The sequence below is a fragment of the Streptomyces erythrochromogenes genome (genome assembly GCF_036170895.1).
GTDB classification, from domain to species: Bacteria; Actinomycetota; Actinomycetes; order Streptomycetales; family Streptomycetaceae; genus Streptomyces; species Streptomyces erythrochromogenes.
Genome location: NZ_CP108036.1, coordinates 3,802,164 through 3,814,490 on the forward strand (window position 1 = coordinate 3,802,164; position 12,327 = coordinate 3,814,490).

At 72.2% G+C, this 12,327-nt stretch carries 12 protein-coding genes; 7 read left to right on the forward strand and 5 right to left on the reverse strand.

All coding sequences use genetic code 11. From position 1 onward, the window contains the following. Window position 1: 1 nt before the first annotated feature. Complete coding sequence (locus OHA91_RS17155) at window positions 2-811, forward strand: type III pantothenate kinase (RefSeq protein WP_031147794.1); 810 nt, start codon at window positions 2-4, stop codon at window positions 809-811. A gap of 66 nt (window positions 812-877) precedes the next feature. On the opposite strand, the gene OHA91_RS17160 is transcribed toward OHA91_RS17155, so the two are convergent. After that, complete coding sequence (locus tag OHA91_RS17160; protein WP_031147793.1) at window positions 878-1,087, reverse strand: hypothetical protein; 210 nt, start codon at window positions 1,085-1,087, stop codon at window positions 878-880. A gap of 234 nt (window positions 1,088-1,321) precedes the next feature. Between OHA91_RS17160 and OHA91_RS17165 the strand changes: the two genes are divergently transcribed. Next, window positions 1,322-2,446, forward strand: coding sequence for a DUF5937 family protein (locus tag OHA91_RS17165; RefSeq protein ID WP_328739573.1), 1,125 nt, complete (start codon window positions 1,322-1,324; stop codon window positions 2,444-2,446). 260 nt (window positions 2,447-2,706) lie between these two features. Then, a complete protein-coding gene (locus OHA91_RS17170) occupies window positions 2,707-4,260 on the forward strand; it encodes a M28 family metallopeptidase (protein ID WP_031147789.1) in 1,554 nt (517 codons plus the stop codon). Between the two features lie 111 nt (window positions 4,261-4,371). Here the strand turns inward: OHA91_RS17170 and OHA91_RS17175 are convergent, their stop codons facing one another. Beyond that, entirely contained in the window at window positions 4,372-5,391 is a 1,020-nt protein-coding gene (locus OHA91_RS17175) for an SAM-dependent methyltransferase (RefSeq protein WP_328739574.1), read from the reverse strand. Between the two features lie 106 nt (window positions 5,392-5,497). Here OHA91_RS17175 and OHA91_RS17180 point away from each other — a divergent pair, with 106 nt between their 5' ends. Together OHA91_RS17180 and OHA91_RS17185 are read left to right on the forward strand one after the other, a co-directional pair. Then, the gene (locus OHA91_RS17180) at window positions 5,498-6,700 is read left to right on the forward strand and encodes a sensor histidine kinase (protein WP_031147786.1); all 1,203 of its coding nucleotides are present in this window, start codon (window positions 5,498-5,500) and stop codon (window positions 6,698-6,700) included. Between the two features lie 17 nt (window positions 6,701-6,717). Then, entirely contained in the window at window positions 6,718-7,392 is a 675-nt protein-coding gene (locus OHA91_RS17185; protein ID WP_328739575.1) for a response regulator transcription factor, read from the forward strand. A gap of 119 nt (window positions 7,393-7,511) precedes the next feature. Here OHA91_RS17185 and OHA91_RS17190 read toward each other — a convergent pair whose 3' ends face one another. The 3 genes from OHA91_RS17190 to OHA91_RS17200 all read right to left on the reverse strand — a co-directional run bounded on the left by OHA91_RS17190 (window position 7,512) and on the right by OHA91_RS17200 (window position 10,208). Continuing rightward, window positions 7,512-8,264 carry an ASCH domain-containing protein gene (locus OHA91_RS17190; RefSeq protein WP_051892876.1) on the reverse strand — a complete coding sequence of 251 codons (753 nt, stop codon included), beginning with the start codon at window positions 8,262-8,264 and terminating at the stop codon, window positions 7,512-7,514. A gap of 76 nt (window positions 8,265-8,340) precedes the next feature. Then, complete coding sequence (locus tag OHA91_RS17195) at window positions 8,341-9,720, reverse strand: PH domain-containing protein (protein ID WP_381624027.1); 1,380 nt, start codon at window positions 9,718-9,720, stop codon at window positions 8,341-8,343. Beyond that, a complete protein-coding gene (locus OHA91_RS17200) occupies window positions 9,717-10,208 on the reverse strand; it encodes a PH domain-containing protein (protein ID WP_266498841.1) in 492 nt (163 codons plus the stop codon). The genes OHA91_RS17195 and OHA91_RS17200 overlap by 4 nt, the downstream gene beginning before the upstream one ends. A 31-nt stretch (window positions 10,209-10,239) precedes the next feature. On the opposite strand from OHA91_RS17200, the gene OHA91_RS17205 reads away from it, so the two are divergent. Both OHA91_RS17205 and OHA91_RS17210 read left to right on the forward strand, forming a co-directional pair. Then, complete coding sequence (locus OHA91_RS17205; protein ID WP_031147782.1) at window positions 10,240-11,382, forward strand: NADH-quinone oxidoreductase subunit D; 1,143 nt, start codon at window positions 10,240-10,242, stop codon at window positions 11,380-11,382. A gap of 45 nt (window positions 11,383-11,427) precedes the next feature. Next, window positions 11,428-12,309, forward strand: a complete 882-nt coding sequence (locus tag OHA91_RS17210) for an arylamine N-acetyltransferase family protein (RefSeq protein ID WP_328739576.1) — start codon at window positions 11,428-11,430, stop codon at window positions 12,307-12,309. Window positions 12,310-12,327 lie beyond the last annotated feature (18 nt).

The following is a 12,327-nucleotide window of genomic DNA, read 5'->3' on the forward strand; positions in this document are numbered from 1 at the left end:
CGTGCTGCTCACCATCGACGTAGGCAACACCCACACGGTCCTGGGCCTGTTCGACGGTGACGAGATCGTCGAGCACTGGCGCATCTCGACCGACCCGCAGCGCACGGCCGACGAGATGGCCGTGCTGATGCAGGGGCTGATGGGCATGCACCCGATGCTCGGCAGCGAGCTGGGCGACGGGATCCACGGCATCGCGATCTGCTCGGCGGTGCCGTCGGTCCTGCACGAGCTCCGCGAGGTGACCCGCCGCTACTACGGCGACGTGCCCGCTGTGATCGTGGAGCCGGGCACGAAGACGGGCGTGCCGATCCTGATGGACAACCCGAAGGAGGTCGGCGCGGACCGCATCGTGAACGCGGTCGCGGTGGTCGAGCTCTACGGGGGCCCGGCGATCGTGGTGGACCTCGGTACGGCGACCACCTTCGACGCGGTGTCCGCGAAGGGCGAGTACGTGGGCGGGGTGATCTCCCCGGGCATCGAGATCTCGATGGACGCGCTCGGCGTACGGGGCGCCCAGCTGCGCAAGATCGAGCTGGCCCGGCCGCGCCACGTGATCGGCAAGTCCACGGTCGAGGCGATGCAGTCGGGCGTGATCTACGGTTTCGCGGGTCAGGTCGACGGGGTCGTGGCCCGGATGGCCAAGGAGCTGGCCGGGCCGAACGGCGATCCGGACGACGTCCGGGTCATCGCGACCGGCGGTCTGGCCCCGATGGTGCTCGGCGAGTCGTCGGTGATCGACGACCACGAGCCGTGGCTGACGCTGATCGGGCTGCGGCTGGTGTACCAGCGCAACGTGCCGAACTTCGAGTAGTCGGGTGGCCCGGTCCCTGCCTTCGGGGGCGGGACCGGGACCCCGCCGCGGGCGGCCGGCCGTGCGTCAGCACGGGTGCGGGCGGGTCAGCATCCGGCGCAGGGCGGCACGCCAGGGGCGGCGGGCCTCGCCGCCGTCCAGGACGGCCTGGAACTGCTGGTAGGAGCGGGCGGCGCGGACGACGGCCACGTCGTCGCGCCCGGGCGGCGGGGGCATGGGGTCCCCGTGCTGGGACGCGCGGTAGGTGTCGATGAGGTACTGCTCGATCGCTGTCATGACTCCACCCTCACCCCGTCGGCCCCGCCGCGCACGACGGTTGACGTTCCCCGTCAACCGTCCGGCCGGAAAGCGCCCGCGGGGCCGTCGGCAGCGCGGCCGCGGGGGCGGTCGTACGCCGGTCGTGATCACTCGACCGGCGGCCGCGCCGGGGCCCGCGCGGCCACCCGTACGGCAGGCGCCGGGTGCCCGGACCGGACGCCCCCGACGTGCGGGAACGGACAGAATGGCCCGATGAGCGTCACCATCGACATCGCCGGGCTCCCCCAGGAGCGGATCACCTTCGCGCCCTCCCCGCTCGCGGAGCTCTGCATGGCCCTGCACGCTCTCTCGCAGCCGTCGCACCACCCGCGGCTCGCCTCCTGGACGACCGCCACCTCCGCCTCGCTCGATCCGTGTCTCGCGGACCGCCTGCTGGAGGCCGAGTTCATGTGGCGCAGTTCCTTCTCCGACATCTTCATGGCCTTCGCCGGGGTCCCCGGTGGGTCCGGACGGCCGGCGGCGACGCTCGCCGAGGAGCTCGACGTGGTCGACCGGCTGGACGACGAGCGGTTCGTGGGGGCCGCCCTGGAGCACTGCTGGCTGGGGCTCTACAACGAGGGCGGCGGGCCCTCGCCGCTGAAGGACGCGGCGGCCCGGGCCAGGGCGCTGGAGGCGGCCGCCGCCCGCGGCCCCGGCCCCCTGGCCTTCTCCGTGCGGCTGCTGGACGACACCGCGGCCGTGCGGGTGTGGCTCAGGCGGCTCCTGGAGGACTGCGACGAGGCGTTCTTCGCCGAGACGTGGAAGCGCCTTGAGCCCGGGCAGAGCGCCGACGCCCGGCACAAGGCCGAGCTGCTGCGCCGCAAGGGCCTGCCGGCCGCGCTGAAGGACGTCTCGACGGCGCTGAGCGTCGACGAGGGCCTCACGACCGTCACCGCCGACAAGATGGTCCACGGGACCACCACGGCCACCGATCCCCGAATAGGCAGCGGCCTCGTCTTCGTGCCGACCGACTTCGGCTGGCCGCACCTGCTGGTGCTGCACGCACCGCGGTGGCGGCCGGTGGTCCACTATCCGCTCGACACCCCCGGGCCGGCCTCCGGGCCGGGCTCGGTGGAGCTGCTCCAGCGGCGGATGGAGGCACTGGCGCACCCGATGCGGATGATGCTGTGCCGGAGTCTGGCCCGGGCGCCGTACACGACGAGCGAACTGGCGAACGTGTACGGGATCACCGCGCCGGAGGTGTCGCGGCACCTGGCCGTCCTGAAAAGGGCCGGTCTGATGCATACGCGGAGGCAAGGCCGCTATGCCCAACACCAGTTGGATCTGGGTGCTGTCGCCCGCATCGGGTCCGACTTCATCGAGGGCATCCTCCGGTAGGTCCTCCGACGGGACCAACCGGCAGGTGGATGGCCGGATTTGACCGGCCCAGACTCACCGATATACGGAATTCATAAACCGAAATCAGCGAAAACTCTGGCCATGATGGCCGCTTGCTGTCTAACGTGCGCTCACTGTTCCCCCACGTAACGCGCACCGCGTCCGCAGGACCGGCCCGCCGCGTTCCGCTGCGCTGTGCCTGCTCCGCCCTGTCGTGCCCCGCTACGCCTGCCCTGCTCGCCTGTCGTGGAAGGACCTTCATGCCCTCACGCCGTATAGCCGCAGCAACCGCCGCCCTGGCAGCCGCGGCCCTCGTCTCTCCCCTGCTGCTCGCCGGACCGGCCGGTGCCACCGGAAGCCCGCAGAGCGATGCCGCCAAGGCGGACGCGCTGGCCCGGAAGCTGGTCAAGGACGCGACCGGCAAGGGAGCCTTCAACCACCTCAAGGTCCTGCAGTCGATCGCCGACTACAACAACGGCAACCGGGCGGCCGGTTCCAAGGGCCACGAGCAGTCGGCCAAGTACGTCGAGGCCGTGATGAAGGCGGCCGGCTACAAGGTCACCCGCAACGAGTTCGACTTCGTCTTCGTCGAGACCATCGAGGAGAAGCTCACCGTCAACGGTGCGAACGGGCGCGACGTCCCGATCCACCTGATGACGTACACGGCGAACTCCCCCGAGGGCGGTGTGACGGCCCCGGTCGCCGTCGCCCCGGTCGACGCGGACGGGACCAACGGCTGCGAGCCCGGCGACTTCGCCGCCGGCGCCTTCACCGGCAAGATCGCCCTGGTCAAGCGCGGCGGCTGCACCTTCGCGGTGAAGCAGCAGAACGCGGCGGCCGCCGGTGCGGTCGGCGCGGTCATCTACAACAACACCGCGGGCGCCCTGAACGGCACCATCGGCGACCCGGCCGCGGGCAAGGTCCCCACGGGCGGCATCACCCAGGAGGACGGCGAGAAGCTGGCCGCCGAGGCCGCCGCCGGCCCGGTCGAGCTCACCCTCGACATCCGCGAGCTGCGGGAGAACCGCAAGACCTTCAACGTCGTCGCCGAGACCAAGGGCGGCGACGAGAACAACACGGTCTTCCTCGGCGCCCACCTCGACTCGGTCGCGGCCGGGCCGGGCATCAACGACAACGGATCCGGCTCCGCCGGCATCCTCCAGGTCGCCCAGCGGCTCGCGAGCGAGCAGAAGAAGATCAAGAACAAGGTCAAGTTCGCCTGGTGGTCGGCGGAGGAGTTCGGCCTGCTCGGCTCCGAGGCCTACGTCGCCGGTCTGACCGACGCCCAGAAGAAGCAGATCAAGCTCTACCTCAACTTCGACATGATCGGCTCGCCGAACGCCGCGTACTTCGTGTACGACGGCGACGACTCGGACGGCGTCGGCGCTGGCCCGGGCCCGGAGGGCTCCGCCCAGCTGGAGAAGGGGATCACCGACTTCCTCGACTCCAAGAAGATCCCGCACGCCGGCACGGACTTCTCCGGCCGCTCGGACTACGGCCCGTTCATCGAGGTCGGCATCCCCTCCGGCGGCACCTTCACCGGCGCCGAGGGCATCAAGACGCCCGAAGAGGCCGCGAAGTTCGGCGGCCAGGCCGGTGTCGCCTACGACGTGAACTACCACGGCAAGGGTGACGACATCACCAACATCGACCAGAAGGCGCTCGACATCAACGTCGACGTCATCGCGGACGCGGTCGGCCACTACGCCTACGACCTCGCCCCGCTGTCGAAGCCGGTCGTCTCGACGCCGACCCCCGGCGGCAGCGGCGGTGGCGGCGGTCTGCACCCGGGCCACGACGAGGTCAAGCAGTAGCCTTCGGCGCCAGCGCGGTGTCATGAGGAGGGGCCGGATCCCGATCGGGGTCCGGCCCCTCCCCCGTGTCCGCCACCGGCCGGCTGCTCCTGCGGACGCGGGCCGCGCAGCTCAGGCCCGCGTCGGCTCGGACTCCGGCCCCGGCCCCCGCCCCGGCCCCGGCCCCGGCCAGGGGGGCACGCCCACCGGCTGGACCAGCCAGCCGAAGGCGCCCAGGCCGGAGCGGGAGGTCAGCTCCGCCGCCTCGCCGGCCGAGGCCAGGGCCCGTACGTAGGCCGCCGGATCCGAGGAGGCCAGGGCGAGCGGGGGCCGCTCACCCGAGACCCCGAGAGCGGTCAGGGCCTCGCGCTGGGTCAGCAGCACCGATCCCGGCCCGGCGCAGGCGTCCAGCGCCACGTGGGCGGTGACGTCGCAGCTGCCGTCCGGGACGGCCGGAACCTCCCGGCCGCCCCGGAAGCCCGTCAGGGTGCCGAACGGGGGCCGGGCCTGCCGGGTGTGGGCGTAGTCCACCGCCACCGCCAGGCCCCGCTCCAGGCTCCCGGCGGCCGCCGCCCAGGCCTCGTCGCGCGGGCGGCCGATCTCCGCGCGGCCGCCGCCCGGCCACCACCGCTCCAGCCAGGCCCGGTCCGCGTCCTCCAGCGGGCCGCCGCGGCTCTCCGTACCGTCCGGCGCGACCAGGACGTAGTGTCCGTCCTCGGCGACGTCGAGGGGGACGTTGTCCAGCCATTCGTTGGCGAAGAGCAGCCCGGTCACCCCCTCGGGCACCTCCCCGGTCCAGCGGATCCGCGGGTCGAGCCCCTCGGGCCGCCCGGCCCGTTCCACGGCGTACGGGCGCACGCGCGCGGCCGTTCCCGGGTCCAGCGCGGCGAGCACCCCCGACAGCAGCTCCGCCCGGCCGGCCCCCACGTCGACGAGGTCGAGCTCGCGCGGCCGCCCGAGCTCCGCGTCCACCCACCGCAGCAGCCGGGCCACGGCCCCCGCGAACAGGGCGGAGGCGTGCACGGAGGTACGGAAGTGGCCGGCCGGACCCGGGCCTGCGGGGCGCACGTAGAAGCCGCCGGGCCCGTACAGCGCGGCGTCCATCGCAACTCGCCACCGGACCGCAGCGGTGGGTTCACCAGGAGTGCTCATCACCGAAGGCTATGCTCACCCTCCACCTTGGGGAGTATGTCCCCGGTGTCAGGTTCGGACCTCTGGTTGACTCCAGCACCTATCACCGTTCCCTACTCTGGGTTACGTGCAGCGCCTCTACGACTTCCTCCGCAGACACCCGACGGGCGTCGACAGCTTCTGGGCTGTGCTCTTCTTCGGGGTCTCGATGCTGAACGTCACGGGCGAGCCCGACATCAGCCGACCCCTGAAGATCGCCGCCGTCCCCGTGGTGATCGCTCTGAGCACGGCCCTGGCCCTGCGCCGCAAGTGGACGCAGGCGATGTTCTGGCTCACCCTCGGGGCGGGTCTGCTCCAGCTGGGCGCGGGGATCGTCGCGGGGTTCTACGACATCGCCATGTTCGTGATCCTCTACACGGTCGCCGCGAGCGAGGTCCCGCGCTGGGTCTCGCGCACCGCCCTGGGCTGGGGGCTGGTGGCCGCGCCGCTCTACTTCCTGCGGTACGGCGTGGACAAGGGCACCAACGACGTCGACAACGTCCTCTTCGCTATCTTCATGATCGTCCCCTTCGTCCTGGCCTGGGTGCTGGGCGACTCCCTGCGCACCCGGCGGGCCTATTACGCCCAGCTGGTCGAGCGCAACCACCGGCTGGAGAAGGAGCGCGAGGCCCAGTCCAAGGTGGCCGTGGCCGCCGAGCGCGCCCGGATCGCCCGCGAGCTGCACGACGTCGTCGCCCACAACGTCTCGGTGATGGTGGTCCAGGCGGACGGCGCCGCGTACGTCATGGACGTGGCCCCCGAGCAGGCCAAGGAGGCCCTCCAGACCATCTCCGGCACCGGCCGCCAGGCCCTCGCCGAGATGCGCCGGCTGCTCGGCGTCCTGCGCACGGGCGAGCCCCAGGAGTCCGAGGACTACGTGCCGCAGCCCGACGTCGAGCAGATCGAGGTCCTGGTCGAGCAGGTGCGGGCGGCCGGGCTCACGGTGGACTTCGAGGTCGAGGGCGCCCCGCGGCAGCTGCCCAGCGGCGTCGAGCTGACGGCGTACCGGATCGTGCAGGAGGCGCTGACCAACACCCGCAAGCACGGCGGCCCCGACGCGAAGGCCAGCGTCCGCCTGGTCTATTTCGACGACGGGCTCGGCCTGCTGGTCGAGGACGACGGCCGCGGCGCGGCCCACGAGCTGTACGAGGACGGCGGCGCGGACGGCGCCGGACACGGGCTGATCGGCATGCGCGAGCGGATCGGTATGGTCGGCGGAACCCTGGACGCGGGGCCGCGGCCCGGTGGCGGCTTCCGGATCAGCGCACTGCTGCCCCTGAAGAAGAGATGACGAGGACGAGGTAACTGATGTCCATCCGAGTGATGCTGGTCGACGACCAGGTCCTGCTGCGCACCGGCTTCCGCATGGTGCTCGCCGCCCAGCCGGACATGGAGGTCGTCGCCGAGGCGGGCGACGGCCTGGAGGCGCTGGAGGTGCTGCGGGCCACGAAGGTGGACGTGGTGCTGATGGACGTCCGCATGCCGAGGCTCGACGGCGTCGAGGCGACGCGGCGGATCTGCGAGCTTGCGGAACACCCGAAGGTGATCATCCTGACCACCTTCGACCTGGACGAGTACGCCTTCTCGGGCCTGAAGGCGGGCGCGAGCGGCTTCATGCTGAAGGACGTGCCGCCGGCCGAACTGCTCGGCGCCATCCGCTCGGTGCACAGCGGGGACGCGGTGGTGGCCCCGTCCACGACGCGGCGCCTGCTGGACCGCTTCGCGCCGATGCTGCCGACGACGACGCAGGAGCCGGAGCACAAGGAGATCGAGCGGCTGACGGAGCGCGAGCGCGAGGTCATGCTGCTGGTGGCACAGGGGCTGTCGAACGGCGAGATCGCGGCGCGGCTGGTCCTGTCGGAGGCGACGGTGAAGACCCACGTGGGCCGCATCCTGACCAAGCTGGGCCTGCGCGACCGGGTGCAGGTGGTGGTCCTGGCCTACGAGACGGGCCTGGTCCGCGCGGGCGGCGGGGCCGGCTAGTGCCCCGGTGGTGGCGCGTCTCGTTCAGGCGGACGAGGACACCGTCCGCCGCGTGACGGAACGCCTCGCGGCCGATCCGGATCGGCCGCGAGGCCCTGCGGGTGCCTACGGGCCCGCCGTCAACGCGTCAGACGGAAATGAACGATGGTGGCGTCATCGGTTGATTCGATGTCGGGGTAGTGGAACCGCAGCCTGTCCTGCAGCTCGGCGAGATCACGAAACCCGTCGGCGACAGCGTCCGCCTCGGTCAACTCGGCAACGCTCTTGGAAGTGATCCGAGTGACCACACCGGAGAGCACCACCTCGTCATCCAACTCGAACACCATGTTCACCGGGCCCGTCTCCACCGGGTCACGGAACCGCACCGTGGTCGTCTTCCGCCCGGTGCGTACAGCCTCGAGATAGGCGCGATGGAAATGCAGGGTCTGCATCGCGGCCGAGCACGGCGCTCCGTCGGACGCTGCGGACTGCTCCCCCCAGACGTAGGCATGGGGCAGGAGATCGGTGATCGCGACACTGCGAATGCCGCCGGCTGCCGGCACGAGGACGCGGATACCCGGGTGGTGGTCGAGCAGGACCTGCCGGTCCCGGCCACACGGCGCGAGCACGCCGCGCCCCCTATCACCGACGGCAGCAATCGCCGTCAGCTCGCGTGCTCCCGCAGCACGCGCATGCCCGAGCGCCACCAACTCCGCGCAAGGTCCGCCGGTGAAGTGATAGAGGTTGATACCACCGAACATCCGGCCCTGTGCGTCTCTCACGGCTGCCCCGACGGTGTGCACCTCACCGTCACCGTTGGTCTCGACGACGCGCTGGGCGAACTCGACCAGCTCCAGGTCTTCTTCCGTCGGCAGATTCATCGTGCTGTCCATCCGACAGACACTACTCATGCAACGTTCCCGAGCCATGTGACCCGGTGAACGTCCGCGATCAGAGCACTGGCCGGCCTCACGCCTGCAGGTCGGTCTGCGTCATCCAGCGGTCCGGGCGGGCGCTCGCGCGGGAGGTGTGGGAGCGGGCGGCCTGGTCGTGCAGGAGCCGCGCGGCCTCGGAGGCCGCCCGCAGCCGGGCGGTGACCGTGCCGTTCGCGCCGGTGTCCACGTGGACGTCGGCGACGCCGCGGGCGCGGGCCCACGGGCCCTGGGAGAAGCGGACGCTCTGCACCTTGGCGTGCGGGACGATCTCCGTACGCCGGCACAGGCGGCCGTGCCGGGCGGCGAACACCTCCGGGGAGAGCGCCAGGGCGTAGCCCTTCCACCACACCGGGACCACCCAGCGCGATCCGGTGTCCGGGGAGCCCGAGAAGGACAGGCCCGCCAGGTCCACCCCGGGCAGGACGCGGGCGATCACGGCGTACGCGGCGGCCCGGGAGGCCACCGGCACCAGGACCTCGTTCTTCGACCCGGCCACGGCCAGCTCCACGCGGACCCGGTCGCTGCGCCGCCACAGCAGCGGCTCCACGATCCGTACGGTCTGCACGCGGCCCGGCGGCACGGTCTCGTGGGCGCGGTCCAGCATCCCGTGGTCCAGGCGCAGCCCGTCCGGGGACTCGGCGACCCGCCAGTCGTACTCGGTGAGGAAGCGGCCGACGGTGGCCGCCCAGACCCCGCCCAGCATCGGCAGGAGGGTGACGACGGCCGCCCACGGGCTGGAGCTGATCCACCACACGAAGAACGGCGCGATGATCCCGCCGGCCAGCGCGGCCCAGACGCCGAGGCTGAGCGCCAGCGAGACGGCGAGCTCGCGCGGGGTCACCCGCAGCAGTTCGCGCTGCGGGGCCTCGCCGAGGCGCACCGCCTCCTCGGGGGCGAAGCCGGCGGCGCGTGCCAGGAGCTCGGCGCGCAGGGCGACGGCCTCCTGCTCGCCGAGGAAGGACAGCTGGTCCTTCTCCTCGGTGCCGATGACGTCGAGGCGCAGGCTCGCGACTCCGGTCAGCCGGGCCAGCAGGGGCCGGGTGACGTCGACGGCCTGGAGCCGGTCCAGCCGGATGTGCGCGGTGCGGCGGAAGAGCAGCCCGGTGCGGATGCGCAGTTCGGTGTCGGTCACGGCGTAGTGGGTGAACCACCAGCTCAGGAAGCCGTACACGCCGAACATCAGGACGACGCCGACCAGCGTCGCCAGCCGTAGGAGCGTGGAGAGGTCCGCCACCCAGCGCGCCGCCCGGTCGCCCTGCTGGGCGAGGATGCCGACGGTCGCGGCGATCGGCACCCAGGCGCGGCGCAGCGGCGTGAAGGGGTGCAGCCGGCGCTCGGCCCCCGGCCCGCCACCGGCGGGACCGGCAGGAGGGGCGGGAGGGGTACCGGCGGGGCCGGCCGGGTCGGCGCTCACAGGCCCGCCGACCTTGCCTCGCCGAGGGCGGCGAGCCGGTCGCGCAGCCGCTCCGCCTCGGCCGGCACCAGCCCGGGGATCCGGGCGTCGGTGGCCGCCGCCGCCGTGTGCAGCTGGAGGGAGGCCAGGCCGAAGCGCCGCTCCAGCGGGCCCGAGGTGACCTCGACCAGCTGCATCCGGCCGTACGGGACCACGGTCTGCTCCCGCCACAGCACCCCCCGGCTGATCAGCAGGTCGTCGGCGCGCTCGGCGTACCGCCAGGACCGCCAGTTGCGGCCGATGAGCACCCAGCCCCAGGCCCCCACGGCGAGCCAGAACGCCCCCACCGCCGCCCACGCCGGCCCCACGAGCAGGCCGAGCAGCAGCCCGGTCGCCACCGCCAGCAGACAGGTCCAGCCCACGAGCAGCGTCCGCCGCAGGGTGAGCAGCCCGCCCGGCAGCCCGACCCAGCCGGGCTCGCCCGTCTCACCCTTCGTCCCCGTATCCATCCCCCCACCTTAGGACTGAGACAATGCCCGCATGACGGAGACCACGGTCGGCATCGGCGGAGCGGCGGAGAGCACCGACATGGTGCTCAACATCGGCCCCCAGCACCCTTCCACGCACGGCGTGCTGCGCCTGCGCCTCGTCCTGGACGGCGAGCGGATCGCCAGCGCCGAACCGGTGGTCGGTTACATGCACCGCGGTGCCGAGAAGCTCTTCGAGGCCCGTGACTACCGACAGATCGTGATGCTCGCGAACCGTCACGACTGGCTGTCCGCGTTCTCGAACGAGCTCGGCGTGGTCATGGCGGTCGAGCGGATGCTCGGCATGGAGGTCCCCGAGCGGGCCGTGTGGATGCGGACCCTGCTGGCCGAGCTGAACCGGGTGCTGAACCACCTGATGTTCCTCGGCTCGTACCCGCTCGAACTGGGCGGGATCACCCCGATCTTCCACGCGTTCCGCGAGCGCGAGGAGCTCCAGGCCGTCATGGAGGAGATCTCCGGCGGCCGCATGCACTACATGTTCAACCGCGTGGGCGGCCTCAAGGAGGACCTCCCGGCCGGCTGGCTCGGCCGGGCCCGCGCCGCGATCGCCGACGTCCGCACCCGGATGGACGTCTACGACAATCTGGTGCGCGGGAACGAGATCTTCCGCGGCCGTACCCGCGGCGTCGGGGTCCTGTCCGCCGAGGCGGTGCACGCGTACGGGGTCTCCGGCCCGATCGCCCGCGCCTCCGGCGTCGACTTCGACCTGCGCCGCGACGAGCCGTACCTGGCCTACGGCGAGCTCCAGGACGTCCTGAAGGTGGTCACCCGCACCGAGGGCGACTGCCTGGCCCGCTTCGAGTGCCTGCTGGAGCAGACCCACAACGCCCTCGACCTCGCCGTGGCCTGCCTGGACCGGATGGACGACCTCCCGCCGGGTCCCATCAACCAGCGCCTGCCCAAGGTCCTGAAGGCGCCCGAGGGGCACACCTACGCCTGGACCGAGAACCCGCTGGGCATCAACGGCTACTACCTGGTCTCCAAGGGGGAGAAGACCCCGTACCGGCTGAAGCTGCGCAGCGCCTCCTACAACAACATCCAGGCGCTGGCCGTGCTGCTGCCGGGGCAGCTGGTCGCGGACATGGTGTCGATCCTGGGCTCGCTGTTCTTCGTGGTCGGCGACATCGACAAGTAGCCGTAATTCAAAGGGAGTAGGGCCTTCCGCGCCTAGCCTGGCCCGATGACATCGGACTTCTTCGACGGCTACCTGCGCCGCCTCGGCGCCGCCGACCTCGGCCTCGGCACCCCCAGTGCCGAGGGGCTGTTCGCGCTCCAGCGCGCGCACCTGGAGCGCATCGCCTACGAGAACATCGACATCCAGCTCGGCCGGCCGCCGGGCATCGACCCGGAGCTGTCGGTGCGGCGGTTCGCCGAGGGGCGGGGCGGCTACTGCTTCCACCTGAACGGCGCCTTCGCCCTGCTCCTGGAGTCCCTGGGCTACGAGGTGACCCGGCACGTCGGGGCCGTGAGCGCCGACGCCGCGTCGCGCGCGGTCCGGGGCGACCACCTCGCGCTGACCGTCCGGGTCGGGGGCGCGGAGTACTGGGTGGACGCCGGGCTCGGGGACATGGGCCCGTACGAGCCGCTGCCGCTCGTCGCGGGCCCGTACGAGCAGAACGGTTTCACCTACTCCCTGGAACGGCTGGACCCGCTGGAGGGCGAGGGCCCGGGCTGGTCCTTCTTCGCTTCTTCGGGCGGCGCGCGCCGGATGAACTTCCGTGACGCCCCGGCGGCGACGGCCGATTTCGAGGGGATGCACGCATGGCTGTCCACGAACGAGGAGTCGCCCTTCGTGCGGGTCTTCGCGGTGTTCCGGCGCGACGCGGGCGGCACCGACGGCCTGCGCGGGAAGGTCCTGACCCGCCTGGAGGGCGGGAAGCAGACGGACGAGCGGGTGCTGTCCGGACCGGAGGAACTCCTCGCGGTCCTGGGCGGGCTCTTCGGGCTGGACCTCGGCGACCTGACCCCGGCCGACAGGGCGGCCCTGTGGGCCCGGGTGGAGCGGGTGCACGAGGTGTGGTCGGCCCAGCGGCGGGCCGCGGCGCAGCCGGTGCGGGACTGATGTCGGTGCGGCAGGGCA

Bases quoted from the DNA above. Each gene is read 5' to 3' on its own strand.
- OHA91_RS17160 (WP_031147793.1), bottom strand. From the start codon at position 1,087: ATGACAGCGATCGAGCAGTACCTCATCGACACCTACCGCGCGTCCCAG.
- OHA91_RS17165 (WP_328739573.1), top strand. From the start codon at position 1,322: ATGAGCGTCACCATCGACATCGCCGGGCTCCCCCAGGAGCGGATCACC.
- OHA91_RS17170 (WP_031147789.1), top strand. From the start codon at position 2,707: ATGCCCTCACGCCGTATAGCCGCAGCAACCGCCGCCCTGGCAGCCGCG.
- OHA91_RS17175 (WP_328739574.1), bottom strand. From the start codon at position 5,391: ATGAGCACTCCTGGTGAACCCACCGCTGCGGTCCGGTGGCGAGTTGCG.
- OHA91_RS17185 (WP_328739575.1), top strand. From the start codon at position 6,718: ATGTCCATCCGAGTGATGCTGGTCGACGACCAGGTCCTGCTGCGCACC.
- OHA91_RS17190 (WP_051892876.1), bottom strand. From the start codon at position 8,264: ATGGACAGCACGATGAATCTGCCGACGGAAGAAGACCTGGAGCTGGTC.
- OHA91_RS17200 (WP_266498841.1), bottom strand. From the start codon at position 10,208: ATGGATACGGGGACGAAGGGTGAGACGGGCGAGCCCGGCTGGGTCGGG.
- OHA91_RS17205 (WP_031147782.1), top strand. From the start codon at position 10,240: ATGACGGAGACCACGGTCGGCATCGGCGGAGCGGCGGAGAGCACCGAC.
- OHA91_RS17210 (WP_328739576.1), top strand. From the start codon at position 11,428: ATGACATCGGACTTCTTCGACGGCTACCTGCGCCGCCTCGGCGCCGCC.